At 53.7% G+C, this 16,129-nt stretch carries 17 protein-coding genes and 1 tRNA gene; 8 read left to right on the forward strand and 10 right to left on the reverse strand.

What is annotated here, in order from left to right; genetic code table 11:
• Window positions 1-5: 5 nt before the first annotated feature.
• The 3 genes from B4A77_RS04325 to purN all read right to left on the reverse strand — a co-directional run bounded on the left by B4A77_RS04325 (window position 6) and on the right by purN (window position 2,209).
• On the reverse strand, window positions 6-698 hold the full coding sequence (locus B4A77_RS04325) for a MotA/TolQ/ExbB proton channel family protein (RefSeq protein ID WP_144063796.1): 693 nt from the start codon (window positions 696-698) through the stop codon (window positions 6-8).
• 108 nt (window positions 699-806) lie between these two features.
• Window positions 807-1,598 carry a ribonuclease HII gene (locus B4A77_RS04330; RefSeq protein WP_290738635.1) on the reverse strand — a complete coding sequence of 264 codons (792 nt, stop codon included), beginning with the start codon at window positions 1,596-1,598 and terminating at the stop codon, window positions 807-809.
• A gap of 17 nt (window positions 1,599-1,615) precedes the next feature.
• Entirely contained in the window at window positions 1,616-2,209 is a 594-nt protein-coding gene (gene purN / locus B4A77_RS04335) for a phosphoribosylglycinamide formyltransferase (RefSeq protein ID WP_173366837.1), read from the reverse strand.
• Window positions 2,210-2,248: 39 nt separating this feature from the next.
• Between purN and guaA the strand changes: the two genes are divergently transcribed.
• On the forward strand, window positions 2,249-4,084 hold the full coding sequence (gene guaA, locus B4A77_RS04340) for a glutamine-hydrolyzing GMP synthase (protein ID WP_290738639.1): 1,836 nt from the start codon (window positions 2,249-2,251) through the stop codon (window positions 4,082-4,084).
• Window positions 4,085-4,222: 138 nt separating this feature from the next.
• Here the strand turns inward: guaA and B4A77_RS04345 are convergent.
• A tRNA-Lys gene (locus tag B4A77_RS04345) sits at window positions 4,223-4,295 on the reverse strand.
• An 80-nt stretch (window positions 4,296-4,375) separates the two neighbouring features.
• On the opposite strand from B4A77_RS04345, the gene B4A77_RS04350 reads away from it, so the two are divergent.
• Both B4A77_RS04350 and B4A77_RS04355 read left to right on the forward strand, forming a co-directional pair.
• Window positions 4,376-5,389 (forward strand): hypothetical protein, encoded by a 1,014-nt coding sequence (locus tag B4A77_RS04350; RefSeq protein ID WP_290731404.1) that lies wholly within the window; start codon window positions 4,376-4,378, stop codon window positions 5,387-5,389.
• An 11-nt stretch (window positions 5,390-5,400) separates the two neighbouring features.
• Complete coding sequence (locus B4A77_RS04355) at window positions 5,401-6,099, forward strand: hypothetical protein (protein WP_290731401.1); 699 nt, start codon at window positions 5,401-5,403, stop codon at window positions 6,097-6,099.
• On the opposite strand, the gene B4A77_RS04360 is transcribed toward B4A77_RS04355, so the two are convergent.
• Window positions 6,082-7,236 (reverse strand): glycosyltransferase, encoded by a 1,155-nt coding sequence (locus tag B4A77_RS04360; protein WP_290731398.1) that lies wholly within the window; start codon window positions 7,234-7,236, stop codon window positions 6,082-6,084. The genes B4A77_RS04355 and B4A77_RS04360 overlap by 18 nt on opposite strands.
• Window positions 7,237-7,315: 79 nt before the next feature.
• Between B4A77_RS04360 and B4A77_RS04365 the strand changes: the two genes are divergently transcribed.
• From B4A77_RS04365 to B4A77_RS04380, 4 genes are read left to right on the forward strand one after another with little or no spacing between them, the layout of a single operon-like run.
• Window positions 7,316-8,263 (forward strand): glycosyltransferase, encoded by a 948-nt coding sequence (locus B4A77_RS04365; protein ID WP_290731395.1) that lies wholly within the window; start codon window positions 7,316-7,318, stop codon window positions 8,261-8,263.
• The gene (locus B4A77_RS04370; RefSeq protein ID WP_290738642.1) at window positions 8,263-9,378 is read left to right on the forward strand and encodes a glycosyltransferase family 4 protein; all 1,116 of its coding nucleotides are present in this window, start codon (window positions 8,263-8,265) and stop codon (window positions 9,376-9,378) included. Before B4A77_RS04365 ends, B4A77_RS04370 begins: the two co-directional genes overlap by 1 nt.
• Window positions 9,375-10,328 carry a glycosyltransferase family 2 protein gene (locus B4A77_RS04375; RefSeq protein ID WP_290738645.1) on the forward strand — a complete coding sequence of 318 codons (954 nt, stop codon included), beginning with the start codon at window positions 9,375-9,377 and terminating at the stop codon, window positions 10,326-10,328. The genes B4A77_RS04370 and B4A77_RS04375 overlap by 4 nt, the downstream gene beginning before the upstream one ends.
• Window positions 10,322-11,746, forward strand: coding sequence for a hypothetical protein (locus B4A77_RS04380; protein WP_290738648.1), 1,425 nt, complete (start codon window positions 10,322-10,324; stop codon window positions 11,744-11,746). Before B4A77_RS04375 ends, B4A77_RS04380 begins: the two co-directional genes overlap by 7 nt.
• A 13-nt stretch (window positions 11,747-11,759) precedes the next feature.
• On the opposite strand, the gene B4A77_RS04385 is transcribed toward B4A77_RS04380, so the two are convergent.
• The 4 genes from B4A77_RS04385 to dapB are packed head-to-tail and all read right to left on the reverse strand — an operon-like array spanning window position 11,760 to window position 15,129.
• Window positions 11,760-12,182, reverse strand: coding sequence for a PTS sugar transporter subunit IIA (locus B4A77_RS04385; protein ID WP_173380753.1), 423 nt, complete (start codon window positions 12,180-12,182; stop codon window positions 11,760-11,762).
• A gap of 19 nt (window positions 12,183-12,201) precedes the next feature.
• A complete protein-coding gene (locus tag B4A77_RS04390; RefSeq protein ID WP_290738651.1) occupies window positions 12,202-13,227 on the reverse strand; it encodes an aminoglycoside phosphotransferase family protein in 1,026 nt (341 codons plus the stop codon).
• Window positions 13,228-13,281: 54 nt separating this feature from the next.
• Entirely contained in the window at window positions 13,282-14,298 is a 1,017-nt protein-coding gene (locus tag B4A77_RS04395) for an ABC transporter permease subunit (protein ID WP_290738653.1), read from the reverse strand.
• Complete coding sequence (dapB, locus tag B4A77_RS04400; RefSeq protein WP_290738656.1) at window positions 14,299-15,129, reverse strand: dihydrodipicolinate reductase; 831 nt, start codon at window positions 15,127-15,129, stop codon at window positions 14,299-14,301.
• Between the two features lie 216 nt (window positions 15,130-15,345).
• On the opposite strand from dapB, the gene B4A77_RS04405 reads away from it, so the two are divergent.
• Window positions 15,346-15,672 (forward strand): helix-turn-helix domain-containing protein, encoded by a 327-nt coding sequence (locus B4A77_RS04405; RefSeq protein ID WP_173380749.1) that lies wholly within the window; start codon window positions 15,346-15,348, stop codon window positions 15,670-15,672.
• A gap of 14 nt (window positions 15,673-15,686) precedes the next feature.
• On the opposite strand, the gene ruvX is transcribed toward B4A77_RS04405, so the two are convergent.
• Entirely contained in the window at window positions 15,687-16,100 is a 414-nt protein-coding gene (gene ruvX / locus B4A77_RS04410) for a Holliday junction resolvase RuvX (RefSeq protein ID WP_173305466.1), read from the reverse strand.
• Window positions 16,101-16,129 lie beyond the last annotated feature (29 nt).

Consider the following 16,129-nt stretch of genomic DNA (forward strand, 5'->3'; position numbering starts at 1 on the left):
GCCTCCTAGCCGGCAACTTCTTCGAGGGCGAGCAGGTCGCCGCGCTTGAACAGGCTCAATACCTGGGAACCGAAGTTGAAGTACGAAATCTCGTTCTGGCCGTTGCAGCTCGTGAAGTAGTTGTAGCCCGCAGAGGCAGGGATAGCGACCACGAGACCGCCCACCGTGGTAATAAGCGCCATGGCGATACCCGGAGCGACGACGGAGAGGTCGGCAGAACCGTGCTGGCCAATCTGGAAGAACGCAATCATGATGCCCCACACCGTACCCAAAAGGCCGAAGAACGGGGCAAGGTTTGAACTTGTCGCAAGGAAGCTCAGGTAGCGGTCTTCGGTAAGGCGCAGGCCCTCGATAGAGCGCTGGATGGTGTCTTCCAAAAGCGATGCGCGGTGCTGAATGGAATCGTAACTCACAAAGTTACTGAACTTGGAGGCTTCCTTCAGCACCTCGGCCGTAAGGCGGCGGAGCGCACTGTCCTCGGCGGTCTCGCAAAGCCCCTGCAGCTGCACGAACTGCGTGACCGTGCTGAACTTGCGGAAGAACTCGGCATTCGCATGCTTGCTCCTGCGGTATGTAAAGAATTTTACGATGATGATGCCCCAGGAACCGAGCGACATAATGGCAAGGATGCAGAGAACCACGATAGTCGCGATATCGGACTGCAAAACCATTTGCACAAGAGGGATGGAATTGTTCAAAAGAACCTCCTCAGAAAAAATTCCGGGCGAAAACATACGCCCCGTGCACAATGTAGCAAAAAGATATTTTTTAGACCAACTTAAACGGGCAAAAAGCCCCCCAAATTGTCATTCCAGCCCTTTCGGGTGAAAACTCTTGCGGTGCGCGGGTGTAAACCCGAATTTACGGATGCCGTCGAGATGCGCCTTCGTGCCGTAGCCCGCATTCACCTCGAACGCATAACCCGGATACTCTTCCGCTAATTTGTCCATAACGCGATCACGGAATACTTTCGCGAGGATAGACGCAGCGGAGATACTTGCAATGCGGCCGTCCCCTTTAACGATGGGCATCTGCATCTCGGCAGGGACACCCCGGATTTTCAGGTTGCCATCAACCGCAACGAAAACATAAGGAACCGGCGAGCCCGAGACTTCCGCAAACGAACTTTTCACTTCCAAAGGAATCTCGGGCAGAGGAGCATCGAGTCCCGGCATTCCGAGCGCCTGCAAAGCCCGCCGCATCGCAAGGAAATCGGCCTCCAGGATGTTCAGGCGGTCAATCTCTTCCACGCTCGCACTCGCGATTGCATAGCAGGCGCACGCGTCCTTCACGGCATCGAACATCGCCTCGCGCTTCTTGCGCGTAAGCTTTTTGGAATCGTTCAGTTCCGGCATGATATCGGGCGCTTTCAACACTGCCGCGCACGCCACCACGGGCCCTGCAAGCGGGCCCCGGCCCACCTCGTCGATGCCGACAACGACAACGTTTTTCCTTGCGCCGGTTTCTGCAAGCGAGAACAGGTCAAGCGTCTCTTCACCGCCAACAGATGCAGGGTCGGCGACAAACCTCCGCAATAGGTTCTCCCCTTCTACCGGAGTTTCGACATTTTCAAGGAATGCTGGCAGCCTGAATCTCATACCATTCCCTATAGACCCTAGTGAAGTCCAAGGCTGCCCGCATAGTCGCGGATGGTCTTCCAATATAGATTGTGTTCCTGTTCGAGCACGCGGCCCGCAAGCACCTCGGGAGAATCATTCTCGAAAACGGGAACCTTCACCTGCGAGAGGATGCGTCCCTGGTCAATTTCTTCGCTCACCAGATGGACTGTCGGGCCGGATTCCTTTTCATGCGCGGCAATCACCGCCTCGTGCACGTGGATTCCCCAGTAGCCCTTCCCCCCGTACTTGGGCAGGAGGGAGGGATGGATATTCATGATGCGGTCGGGCATACGGGCTATCATGCAAGAAGGGAGCGCCTTCATGTAGCCCGCCAGAATCAGCAGGTCAACGTCATACTTGTCCAGGACATCCATCATCGCGGCCTCGTAATCCGCGACAACCGGGTGCGTCTTGCCCGAAATATGGTGAACCGGGATGCCATATTCCGAAGCGTGCCCCACAGCTCCGCAATTCCCGTTATTGGTAATCAAGAACTTGCACTGGCAATCGAGTTCGCCAGAGCCAATTTTGTCGATAATTGCCTTAAAATTGCTTCCACCACCGGAAGCCATCACTCCAATTTTAAACATGGGGCCAAAGATAGAAATTTTTTTCTATTTTTGGGCCGTATGAAAAACGTCGATACTATTGCAGTTTTGGACTTTGGCGGGCAGTACGCCCACCTGATTGCTAACCGCGTGCGCCGCCTGGGCGTGTTTACCGAAATCCATTCCCCCGCCGCTCCCGTCAGCGAACTCGAAGGCGTGAAGGGAATCATCTACAGTGGCGGCCCGAGTAGCGTGTACGCGGCCGACGCCCCGGAATACAATCCCGAAATTCTGAACCTCCCGGTGCCCAAACTCGGCATCTGCTACGGTCACCAACTTATCGCCCAGCAGTTGGGCGGGCATGTGGAACCGGGCAAGGTCAAGGAATACGGCATCGCCGACCTGATTGTGGGCGACGAAAAGTGCCCACTTCTGAAGGGCCTCCCGAAGGCCAGCCCCATGTGGATGAGCCACGGCGACCAGGTCACCAAGCTCCCCGAGGGCTACAAGATTGTGGCCAGCACCAAGGACTGTGAAATCGCCGCAGTCGCTTTCGACAGCGACAAGCCCGAACGCCAGATTTTCGGTATCCAGTTCCACCCCGAAGTCACCCACAGCAAGTTCGGCATGAAGTTGCTCGAAAACTTCATCGACTTCACGGGCGCGAAGAAGACCTGGAACATGAAGAGCTACCTGCCGCTCATCACGCAGAGAATCAAGGACCAGGTCAAGGACCGCAAGGTCTTCTTGCTTGTGTCCGGCGGTGTAGACTCCACCGTTGCATTCGTGCTTTTGAACCGCGTGCTCGGGCCGGAAAAAGTCCTCGGCCTGCACGTGGACAACGGCATGATGCGCCTCGGCGAATCCCAAAAGATTATGGAATTCTTGAAGGCCGAAGGGATGAACAACCTCAAGGTCCGCGACGCCAGCGAACACTTCCTCGCTAAGCTCAAGGGCGTGACCGCGCCGGAAACCAAGCGCGGCATCATCGGTAAGGAATTCCTGACGGTGAAGGACGAGGAAATGGCGAAGCTCAACCTCGATCCGAACCAGTGGATGATGGCGCAGGGCACCATCTACCCCGACACCATCGAAAGCGGCGGCACCAAGAACGCCGACAAGATCAAGACGCACCACAACCGCGTGCAGGAAGTCTTGGACCTTATGGAAAAGGGCCTCGTGCTGGAACCTCTCGCCGATCTGTACAAGGACGAAGTCCGCGCCCTCGGCGAAGAACTCGGCATTCCGCACAACTTAGTGTGGCGTCACCCGTTCCCGGGCCCGGGCCTCGGCGTGCGCCTGCTCTGTAGCGAGGGCAAGCTTACCGACGACCTCGTGAAGTTCGAAGACGTGAAGGACACCGCCGGTCAGTCCCTCGCCGACTACCTGAAGGCGAACAAGATTGCAGGCCGCCTGCTCCCCATCAAGAGCGTGGGCGTGCAAGGCGACGGACGCACCTACGCGCAGCCGTTCCTTATCACCACTCCGGGTCTCTCCTGGAAGGATTGCGAAAAGTTCTCCACCGAACTTGCGAACCGCTTCAAGGCAATCAACCGCGTCATCTACCAGATTGGTAGCGTGGCCGATGAAGACCCGAAGCTTGTGGAACAGTTCGCCACCCGCGAAAACTTCGATACGCTCCGCAAGTTCGACAACATTTGCACCGAATTCCTGCAGGCAAATGACCTGTACGAAAAGATTTGGCAGATGCCGGTCGTTCTCGTGCCGCTCCGCACGGCGGGCAAGCCCTGCATTGTGATGCGCCCGGTGAACTCCACCGAAGCCATGACCGCAAACTTCGCCGAAATCGACCAGGGAATGCTGGCTGGACTCTGGCGCAAGTTCGAAGCCGAAGGCGCTGGCAGCCTGTGGTACGACGTGACGCACAAGCCCCCCGGAACTATTGAGTGGGAGTAAACAGCAAAGCGCAGTCGCAATGGGAGTAGATCAAACAAATGCTTACTCAAAAGCCGAATGAGACAAACCCATTCGGTTTTTTATTTAGTCTGCAAGGACGAAAAAACCGGCCCCGACAATTCGGAACCGGTTTTTCACTGAGCTATGAAGGGCTCGAACCTTCGACCCACGCCTTAAAAGGGCGTTGCTCTACCAACTGAGCTAATAGCCCGAGCAGACCAAATATACGAAAAAAACGCTTTTTTGTAAAGGTCGGCGGTTCGTTTTTTGCTTTTTTTGTAAATTTAGCACATGAATCTAAAGGGTAAAGTCATTTCGTTTGTCGCATGTGGATTGTTGTCAACGACAAGTGCAAGCGCATACTTTTCCCAAGACGACCAGGGAAACGAAGTGTTCTCTTTCATGAGCACTTTTGACAGTCCCCGTAACGCGGCCCTCGAAAAATCAGCAGCGGCTGTTCCCTCCACCGACCCAACCGTTGTTCAAATCAACCCGGCAGCACTGCGCATGCCGGACGGAATCAAGCGCATCGGTGAAATCCACTGGCAAACAGGCGACATGGCAGACAACCAGGGGTCCATCTCCTACACGTCCACCTACAAGCAGTTTATCTACCAGATTTCATACAACTGGCTCGACTACGGAACAATCAACGGCTACGACGAATACGGAAACGAAACCGGGAAGGACTACAACCCCTTCAGCCAGCTCGCGACAGCAACCATTGCGTTTCCGATGACCCACATCCACGTCGGTGCTACAGCCAAGTTCGCAACCGAAACTCTCGCCGACGACAAGGGCGACCGCACTGCCTGGGGCGCCGCCTTCGACTGGGGCATCTCGTGGCAATCGTCCAGTAAATTATTCGGATTCGCTCTCACGGCGCGCGACTTCGGTTCTCTCCTTCGGGACTACACCGACGATTCGCAAGACGACTACTACCCAATGTCGCAGACATTCACCATTGCCGGGTATTACAGACCGGTCATCCTTCCGAGGCTCACCGTCACAGCCGCGAGCGAATTCCCGCGTTATGCGGAGTCCCGCCTAGAACTTGGCGGGGAATACGCTCTTGGCGGAAGCTTCTTCGTCCGCGCCGGTTTCACCCGCGCCTGGCTCGACATCACCCGCGACTTCAAGCAGCTCATCTCGGCAAGCAGCAGGCCCGACGAATCCCAGTCCGGGCGCATGCTCAGTGCGGGCCTCGGCTACACGAGTCAACTATTCTCCCTCGACTACTCCTTCTCCTACCTCGCCCAGGGGCTCGGTTTCGAGCACCGCATCGGTCTTCGCGTAGGGCTGTAGCGGAGTGACCCATGCGGCAGTTCGATGTTTTTGTATGGGGCGACAGGATGGCGCCTCCCTTCACGGACAAGGCTCTAGGGTGGTTTTCCACAGACAGATTTAACGAACAGCTTTTAGATAGCGATGCCGAATGGATCGTTTTCGCCCACAGTTCCATACAAATCGACCGCAAATTCCTGAACGACCTCGCCGAGACAATATCCTCGTTTCCTATGGTCGACGCATTCGCCCCGCGCATCCACGACACGACTACCGGGAAATTCCTTTCGGGATTCAGGTTCGACAAGCGCACAGGGATTGCTATGCTCGAAGAAAACGCCCCGCTCCGATACGTGGCCGCGCCGCACCCCTATTTAGCAGCATTTTCGCGCCGCATCGTCCAGCGCACCGGCAGATTCGATGACGAACTCTCGACGGAAGAACAGCTTGCAGATTATTCCTTCCGCATGCTCCATGCCGGAGGATCGATGTTTTCCGTTCCCTACCTAGTCGCTTCGGGAACAGCCGCAGGAACCCCCTACGGCAACATCAACGACCTTGCCTACGCCATGGTCAAATCATTCGGACTGTGGAAATCACGGCGGTTTCTGCTGCGACATGCCGGTTGCATCCACCATTTATGGGCCAACCGCAGGGCCCTGCAAGAAAAACGCGAAAAAGCAACCCTTCTCAGTAAGCTAAGAAAAGAGAGTCTAGACAAACTTTTCTAGGAACTCGCAAACACGGCTTGCAAATTTTTCCATGGAACAGCGTTCCAGCAAGGCTTTCGCAGCCGTTTCTTCAACGACATTTTCGCCAGCAAGCACGCGGTCAAGAACTGCGGCATAAGCCTCGGCATCGGTCGGCGGATCAACAAGAGGGCATACGCCAGCAAGGTTTTCCCTGACAGCCGACGTCGCGGCCCCGACCGCAGGCGTGCCACAAGCGATAGCCTCGATAGGCGGAAGCCCGAAGCCCTCCAGAAAACTCGGATAAACCATCAAGTCGGCATGGCGGTAGAACTCACGCAATTCCAAAGCTTTGAACTCGTTAAAATGGAACACGTTGTAGAGTTTCTTCTCGTTCACGATGTTCCTGAGCCGCTCCGAGAACTTGCCTACACGCACGAAGGCCACATCGGGACGAAGGCGAGCCATTTCGAAATATGTATCGATATTCTTGCGCGGCTCGTCAAGGCTCACGTTCAGGCACATGCCCTTGTAATTGCGCATCCCATGTTTTTTGCGGAACGCGGCACGTTCTTCCTGTGTCATGGGTGAATCCGGCATATTGAACAATGCGGAATCAATCGGGCAGCCGATTACCTTCCCCGGCGCATCAGCCATCTTCTTGCCAAAATACTTGGCAGCCTCGCCCCGGGTCCATTCGGAATTATAGACAAAAGAATCCGCGCAGACTGTCGGACGAATAAAGAACATGTTCAACAGCCTGAACTTGACACTGTGCGGGTAGAGCGTCTCGGCAAACGTATCGTGCACGAACATCACCGATTTAGCAGACGGGCATGCCGATTTTGCCATGGGGACCAGGAATCCGAGTTCCGGACGGATAAAGAACACGATATCCGGGGCAATTTCGCGCAACACCTTTTTCAGGGGAGAACGGAATGCAAAAAATCCCGTATAGAGCGACTTCGCCCATACCTCGTGCGCCGTAAACCCGCGAGTATCCGCGACCGACATCTTTGCCGATTTTTCCGCATTCACCTCATCCGGAAAAAACTTCGGTGTCTTGAGCCAAAGCACATGCGCATCGAACTTTCCGCATACGGCATCGAGCAAGTTCATGGTCAAACGGCCAAAACTCGTGCGTTCGTTCTTGTCGCAAATAAACACTATCTTGGGCATGCCGGGCATATATCGATAAAAATAAAAAAATTAACTGCATGGCATAAGCCCAAATAACAAAGATTGCTATATTCGGATTATGGCCAGAATCTGCGTAGTCCTTGCAACCTACAACGGCGAAAAGTATCTTTCGAAGATGCTTGATTCTCTCGTGGCGCAAAGCAGGCCGGCAGATGTCATTATCGCGGTCGATGACGGTTCAAAAGATTCGACATGTGAAATTCTTGAAAAATACAGAGATACACTCCCCCTACAAATCGAAGCGCTCCCGCAAAATACGGGCCATCGTGCCGCATTCTCGCATGCGCTCACCCTCGCCCAGAAGTTTATTACCGAAGACGACCTGATCGCTCTTGCCGACCAGGACGATGTCTGGCTCCCGCAAAAGCTCGAAGTTCTAGAGAAGAAAATCGATTCGACCAAGACCTCGCTCGTCTTTGGCGATGCCGAAGTTATCGACGGAGACGGAAACAAGATTGCCGATTCTTGGCGTGAATTCGCAAAAATCGAGAAACACATTTCTATCGAGCATCAAATCGCCGGCATCAACAACGTGACCGGCTGCATGTCGCTTTTCAGGGTTTCCCTTCTGGATGCGGTACTCCCTATTCCCGAAGGAGTCTCGGTTCACGACCGCTGGATTGCGATGATTGCCGATAAAAACGGCGGAATAGCGGCAACCGACGTTTCCGTCATCCAATACCGCATCCATGGAGCAAATGCCGTAGGCGGTGTTCCGGACAAGTCAATGCGAAAGACACTGGAAGAACGCATCCGTTGGGTAGAGACTTTGCTCACCCACAGGGAACGACTCAAACTGACCGAAGCAGAGATTCTGTTCGCAAACGAGCTGATAGATCTTTCCAGAACTCGTCTACAGAAACCGCTCGTTCTCTCGAAACTTCCCTGGATTATCCGCCACCATAGAAAGCTGTTCCTAAAAGACTCGCCCATCAAGACTTTAAAACGCGAACTGTTTTCTGCAGTAGGGCTTCCACTCGCCCATAAAATCTTTGGTAAAGACTAATGCGTATCGGGATCGACATAAAGTGCTTGCGCTACAACAATAGTGGCATCGGCCGCTATCTTACTCAGTTGCTCAATGCACTCCAGGAAATCGACTCAAAGAACGATTATTTTCTCTTTTCGCAGCAACCCATAGACTACCCCCTTACGAATCCCCGTTTCAAGGCGTGTCCGAATCCAGGCAACAGGCTCTACAAGAAACTGCCAGGAATCTTATGGCAACAGAAGGTTCTACCGCAATTGCTGGACGAAAACCTCATTGACCTTTTTTGGGGCCCAGAACAGACGATTCCCTTACGGAAAACCAGATGCAAGAAAGTTCTGACCGTACATGATTTCGTTTATCGGCGTTACCCCGAAACCATGCGCCGCTCTGTACGCTGGATCAACACCCTCATTGGGGAGAAATCTATCCGGTACGCAGATTTCATCGCAGTCAACTCGGACTTCACCCGGCAGGAACTCCATCATTTCCTGCCAGATTTCCCGATGGAAAAAGTCAAGGTCATCGCATGCGGCATCAGCAACACGCTCCCGCCGCCACCCGCAGAAAGAAAGAAGCAGTTCCTTTTTGTCGGAAGCCTGGAACCCCGCAAGAACCTGAAGAACCTGGTTGTCGCTTTGGAAAAATTGGCAGACAAGGGAATACACGTCCCCCTGAACCTCACGGGCCCCAAAGGCTGGAACAACAGCAGCGAAAACAAACTCATCCAGAATTCAAAAATCGCAAGCGACATCCACCACCTCGGATTCGTCAGCGATGAAAGACTGCAGGAACTTTATTCAACAAGCGCTGCAGTCATATTCCCTTCTTTCTATGAAGGATTCGGCCTGCCTGTCCTAGAAGCCCTTAAATGCCGCACCCCCGTACTCACATCAAAAGATTCCGTCATGGAAAGCATCGCAAAAGGGTGCGGAATTTATTTTGACGCACATGATCCCGATTCCATTGCCGCCGTCATCGAGTCCTTCCTCAATAAAGGCGAATTTGAAATTCCCTTAGACAAGGAAAAGGAGCGCATCGAGATTCTGAATCAGTACCAGTGGGAAAATTCAGCCCGATTGCTGCTACAGGCATTCGACCAGCTAGTTCCATCATGCGAGGCAGGAAAATGAAAACCGCCATCATCCTCGTCACCTACAACGGCTGGGAAATGACGCAGAACTGCCTGCGCGACCTTTCCGCACAGTTGGCAGACAAAAAAAATTATGTTGTCGCCGTAGCCGACAATGCCAGCACAGACGGAACTCCAGAAAACATCAGAAAAAATTTTCCTTCGGTCCATGTATACCCATGCGAAGGCAACCTCGGGTTCGGCAGGGCCAACAACCTTGCCATCCGCTCTCTCATTCGCGACGGCGAGAACTTTGACGCAATTTGCCTCCTGAACAACGACACGCGATTCGACAGCCAAATGATTCCGCAACTGCGAAACGCACTCGACCAGCAAATTAAAACCTGCAAATACGCCATCGTCGTTCCACGTGTCCAAAATCCCGACGGAAGCGAACAGCCCAACTACTTTGCGGGTCTCGGTCCCGAAGGAATCGGGAGCATTCCCTTCTTCACAAATGCTTTCCGCAACGAAGCACAGGCGGCAAGAATCTTGCAGGGCAAGCCTGCATACAAAGGCGGCTATGCCGAAACGCACTGGGCAAGCGGGGTCTGCTGGATGCTCGGCAGAAGCCTCTACGACGAGCTCCAGAAAGAGGGCGAATTCTTCGACGAGCGGATTTTCATGTATTACGAAGATGCAGACCTTGCCCTACGCGCACGCAAACTGGGCGCACGATTCTTCATCTGCAACAAAGTCGAACTAACCCACCTCGGAGGCGGCTCATCCGAAGGCAACCTCAAGCGCGCCCTTCAGCACGACCGCGCCCAGCAATACGTATTCAAGAAGCATTTCGGATTCCGCGGATACCTGCTGTCGAAATCGTTCCGCTTCTGCCGAAGCCTTGTCCGCATCGCGGCAAGCCTTCCCCGCTGTCTCGGGAAGAACGGTTCGGGAAATCGCGCCTACGTCAAGCATCACTTAGCCCTCCTCAAGGAGGCTCTATGGTAACGCTTATGAAATATTTAACCCTGCTCATCCTTCTTGCAACAATATGCGCAACAGCAAGTGCGCCCCCTACGCCTGCTCACTTCACGTTTGTCGACTCCGCACGCAACCACGAGGTGAACATCCGGGCGCAACTCGTCGATTCCGTCGCCATCACGAACTTCGAGAATGCGCCAACGCACTACGACAACGAGATGTCAGTCCGCCTTTTCCTGGACGGACACTTCACGGACGCTTTTCATTTCGAAGCCCAAGTCAACGTAAACAACGACTTCACCAACAGGGAAATCTTCGACAACTTCTACAATCCGAACGAAGGCCTCCCTTACAACAAGCAGAGCGAAAACAGGCGCACGTGGGACCAGTTCGCAGCCAAGGTCGATTACACGCTCAAACCGTTTACGCTGCTAGCCGGATTCGACTACATCGAATTCGGACCCGCGCGCCACAACCATGTCATCCTACGCGGAGACAGGTCGTTCTACCGCCCATGGCAGGATTCTTCGAGCCGACTGTGGATTCCCGCCCCCACGCCCTACTTCGGCTACAAGTTCTCGATTGGCCCTATAGACTATACGCAATATGCAGCCAAGTTGTTCGAAGTAAAAAACAAGGGCAAGTACATGCATGCCCACAGGCTCGACATCAGCCTTCCCGCACGCATCACGCTGGGGCTTTCCGAAACCGCCATTTACGGTTCTACAACGGAACCCGCAAACACCAATCCCAATGCCGATGCCGACAGCACCGACCGCGACTTCGAATGGAATTATGTCATCCCGTTCATCATGTACAACTTCCAGGAACACATACAGGGAGACCAGGACAACATCTCCCTCGCGTTCGACCTGAGCGTCCGCACGATACCGCACTGGGAATTTTACGGCGAACTCCTCTGGGATGACATGAAAACTCCCACAAGCATGTTCGATGACAGCTGGTGGGGCAACAAGTGGGCTGCGACAATTGGCGTCGCCCGCGACAGCCTCTACATCGGCCCCGTCCGCCTCGACATGTTCTCCGAATACACGCGCATCGAGCCCTGGGTTTACACGCACCACAAGGGCGGAGGCTATACCTATGCCAGCTACTCGCAAGACCTCGGCAGCGACCTCGGACCCAACAGCCAGGAAATCCACACCGAGCTGAGCGCTTCATACAAGTTCATAACGGCGACTCTATTTGCAAGCCAGGTGGCAAAGGACACCGCATTCGGCGGAAACATCGACGACATTCATGGTCCCCAGGATGCCATAGATAAGAAGTTTCTGAACGACGAGACCACCCAGAAATACACCGAGCTTGGCGCAAGGCTTTCGCTTTCTCCTTGGGGATGGATGGATTTCCGAGCCGGATACGCCCGCTACTTCGGCGACTACAAGGGTTACCGCGCTTACGCCACCGGCACCCTGCAATGGTAGGCCACAACAAAACCTAGAACAAGGACTTGAGTTCTTCGTCGCTCTTGGCAGCAATCGCCCGCGCTTTCCATTCAGGATCAAGAAGCATTTTCGCCAACTGCGCAATCACGAGCGTATGCGCCGTGGCCGACTCCGCGGGCGAAAGCAACACGCACAAGAACTGAGCCCTTTCGTTACCTCGCGTATTCACACCGGCAAAGCCATCAGGGCAAACGGCGAACGCGGCCAGCGGCTCAGCGAGCCCTTTTACGCGCGTATGCGGCAACAGGAGTCCATCTCCCATGTAGATTCCCTGCGCAACCCGTTCGCTCAGGCTATTCCACACGGCATGCGCATCGAACGAGACTCCCGAGTGAACAAGGGCGTCATAGGCAAAACCAAGCGCTCGACTAAAAGGCTCGGAAGCAGAATATTGCTTAAAATAGAGCGGGAGCATGGTTCTCGACGCTGAAAATCTAGCCGTTCAGAGCCTTCTCGATAAACTCGATGGCCTCGGGCTCGGTCGCCTTCGCAATCTTCTTGAATTCGCCAAACAAAGTCCGAAGTTGTGCCTTTCCAGGTTCGATATACTGTTTAAACTTCTCGATGCCCTTCACCTTGCTGAGGAAGCAGTAGGCGCCCAGCGCCTGCATCACGCGCTGCAAACTCGCATGGATAAAGCTCTCCCACGCATCTTCCTTGGAATAGGCCTGCACACGCTTGTTCTGCATGCGCCAGTATTCGTAAAAGTCCTTGATCATCGAAAGAGGCAAACACACATACGGGTCCCAAAGGAGACTTGCGATATCATAGAATGCCGAACCGCGGCGCGCACCCTGGAAATCGACAAACGCAATTTCGGAATTCGGACGCACCATGATGTTCTGGCTCTGGAAGTCGCGGTGCATGAGCACCTTGGGCTGTGCATCCACAGAGACCGCCAGAAGCGAGTAGAAGTTCATCACGCTCTGCGGAATCTCGGTAATCCCGCAATGGGCCTTGAGGAAATTGTCCGTAAAATAATCCGTTTCCCACTTGAGGGCGGCAAAGTCAAACCGGCGAATCCAGAGTTCCGTGTGGCTACTGAAAATCGGCTGGCTCGCCTCCTGCCACTTCACGAGGGCATCGATGACCGTCGGGTAGATAATGCGCTCGTTGCCCGAACGCACACCCGGGCTCACCGGAGAAACCTCGTCCAACAGGTTACGCTTGCCCAAGTCCTCCTGCAGCACCTGGCACGAACTTTCATCCACGCAGTAGACGCGCGTCACCGGCAGGCCAAAATCGCGGAAGGTCTTGGAATAATCCACAAAATGCCTAAAGTCATCGTTCACTTCGGCACAGACCTGCAACACGCACGACCTGGAACCTTCGGAAATGCGGAAATACCGGCGGCCCGAGCCCGCACCCGCAATCGAGGAGACGGTAAAATTCTCGGAATAGCCGCGAGAAAGCAGATAGTCTTTAATAACAGGAGAAATTTGCAAGGATTCGTTACTCATGATTTTTAATATAGCAAATATGAAAATTTAGTCATCGGACATTGGTCATTGGCTTTACGAGAACTTGATTCTCGGGTCCACGAGCGTGTAGAGGATATCGCTGAAAAGGCGCCCCACCATGGCCATGAGACTGCTCAAGAAAATAATGCCCATGACCACGTTGTAATCGCGATTCACCATGGAATTGTAGTACAAAAGGCCCATGCCGTCGATATCGAAGACTTTCTCGATAAGGAGCGCACCCGCGAACATGAGTGTGCAGATTTCGGAAAGGCGGGTCGCAATCGGAATGAGCGCGTTACGGAGCGCGTGGCGAACGAGCGCTTGGTTGAAGCTCATTCCCTTCGCGAGAGCGGTGCGCATGTAGTCCTTGCCCAGTTCCTCGAGCGCGGAGTTCTTCATGAGGAAGGTGAGGAACGCGAACTCGCTGATCATGTAGCAGAAAATCGGGAGCACCAAATGGTGCCCGAGGTCCGCAACTTTCCCGAAGAAAGTGAAGTCCTCGAAGTCATCGCTCGTGAGGCCACCCAGCGGGAAAATATCGAGATACGACCCGCCCGCAAGGAAGATAATCAGGAGGATACCCAGGGCATACCCCGGCATCACGTAGCCCGAGAAAATTACGCCCGAACTGAGGGAGTCAAGTTTGCTCCCGTGATGCACCGCCTTCCAGAGGCCGAGGGGAATACATACAAGGTAACTCAGGAAGAACGACGTGATTCCGAAGAAGAGCGATATCGGGAAACGGCTCACGATGACGTCCCATACCGGGAGGCCGTAAGTGTAGCTCGAGCCCAGGTCCAGGTGCAGTACGTTCCAGAGCCAGGTCAAGTAGCGCTTCCAGGCGGGCTGGTCAAAACCGAAGTACGCCTGGATTTGTGCTATCTGGTCGGGCGAGAGAGCCTTGGAGGCATCTACCCCACCCTTCATGGCGGCGGCCTGCTGCGCACGCGAAATCATTTCCTCCACGGGGCCGCCCGGCAACAGCTGGATGAGAATAAAGCACACCAGCGAAATCCCGATGAGCGTCGGGACCATGAGCAGCAAGCGTCGGAGGATATACGAGCGCATTTACCTCATCTTTCCGGAACGGAGAACGTCCATCATGTTGAAGGGTTTGGCGGTACCGGCGGCAATCTGCTCGGCGAGGAAGTTCACGGCATCTACAGTGCCCTCGGCGTAAATCTTACGGCCGCACACGTTGTGCTGGAACTCGAAATGCACCGTACCGTCGGCGCTATCGAGGCTGTACGTGTGGAAGGCGTGACCGCCGAGGTATTCCTCGGGCACGTGCATGCGTTCCATCTGTTCTTTTTCGTTGCGAACCTTCTCGATATCGTCCACGGAGAAATCGAATCCCATCTTCTGGAAATCTCCCACAACGGCCTTCGCCGTACCGCTCGTGTCGGCCTTCGTCTTCTGGTGGCTTTCCACAACGGAGAGCTTGTAGCCACTGAACGCCGTCGGGAATTCCTTCGCCAGAAATTCAATCATCATCTGGAAGGCGACAATCTGTTTGGCCATGTTCGGGGCAATCACGCTCGGGTGGTTCGCTTCGGCTACGAGTTTCGCAAGCGCCTCGCGGTCACCGCCGGTAGTACCCATCACGAAGGGAATCTTGTGCTTCACGTAGAATGCGGCGTTGTCGTTTACAGCCGTCGGGTGCGTGTAGTCGATGCAAATCATTTTCGGGTACTTGGCCAGTACCTCGCCAATGCGTTCTTCGCGGTTGCTCGGCTTCAAGAGCTGGATGGTCTTCCCCGCCACCTCAGCCTCGTTTTCCACGATAATCTCACCCGTCAACGAATACGGGACAAGTTCCAAGCCGCGTGCAACGCAAGTTTCGGCCACAATACGGCCCATATTGCCCGGAATTCCATTTACCATTACTTGTACAGACATAAAAACTCCTGTTTTTGGAGTGGAAAATAGAAAAAAAGCAGAATAAATCTTCTTTCCTCACGGAAAATCACCTTTTTTTGTAAACATGTGGTCTTGGTTTTACATATTTTGTAATTCAGTGTTTACAGGAAAAGGCAATTAGCAAAAACTTGTGTTCACAACATGCTGTTTTATGTTTTCACAACCGCTAGTTGTTTTTTTTTAAATAGTTCTACCATGAAACTGAAGAACGATGAAGAAAAGGCCTTTGACCTGGAACTTTCTAAAATTATTAAAGCCAGAAGAAGCGAACTCAACCTTACTCAAGAATACATAAGCTTACATTCCGGCGTTACTCGAATCACCATCGGCAAGTGGGAACGCGGGGAAAAGACCCCAATCAGTTTCGACCTCTACAACGTTCTCAAAATTCTCTACAAGGACCCGTCCGAATTCTGGGCCACACTGCACCAGCAATTCGAAGCCAACGCCTCCCCGATTCGTAAAGCGGCCGACAAGAAAAAATACCAAACCTACGTGGAACAGACCCGCAAGAAAAAATAACCCGACCGTTATTTTCAACCGTTCTCATCCAACCATCTTTGCAGAATAATGGCGGCGGCCAACTGGTCGATTACCGCCTTATTTTTTTGCTTTTTCTTCTTGCTAAAGTAAGAAGTCTTTTCCTGCGCCTGCACGCTGGAGTAAGATTCGTCCTGCGTGTACACGGGCAGGCCCGGAAACCGCAGTTTCAAATCCTCGACGAACTTTTCCACAACCACGTTCTTGCCGTCGGTACGGCCATCGGGGTGATACGGCATTCCCACCACGAACGCATCAATCTTGTTCACCTTCACGAGTTCATCGAGCCGTACAAACAAGTTTGTCGTCTTCTGGTCAATGGTTTCGCGTGAAAATGCCATACGCAGCTCGGAATCGGCAAAAGCGACCCCGACGCGATGTTCTCCGTAATCTAGAGCCAAGTAGTTCATCAGGACGAAATATAAAAAAAGAAGCCCGC

Origin of the sequence: Fibrobacter sp. UBA3718, assembly GCF_002371935.1 — a bacterium.
Taxonomy (GTDB): Bacteria; Fibrobacterota; Fibrobacteria; order Fibrobacterales; family Fibrobacteraceae; genus Fibrobacter.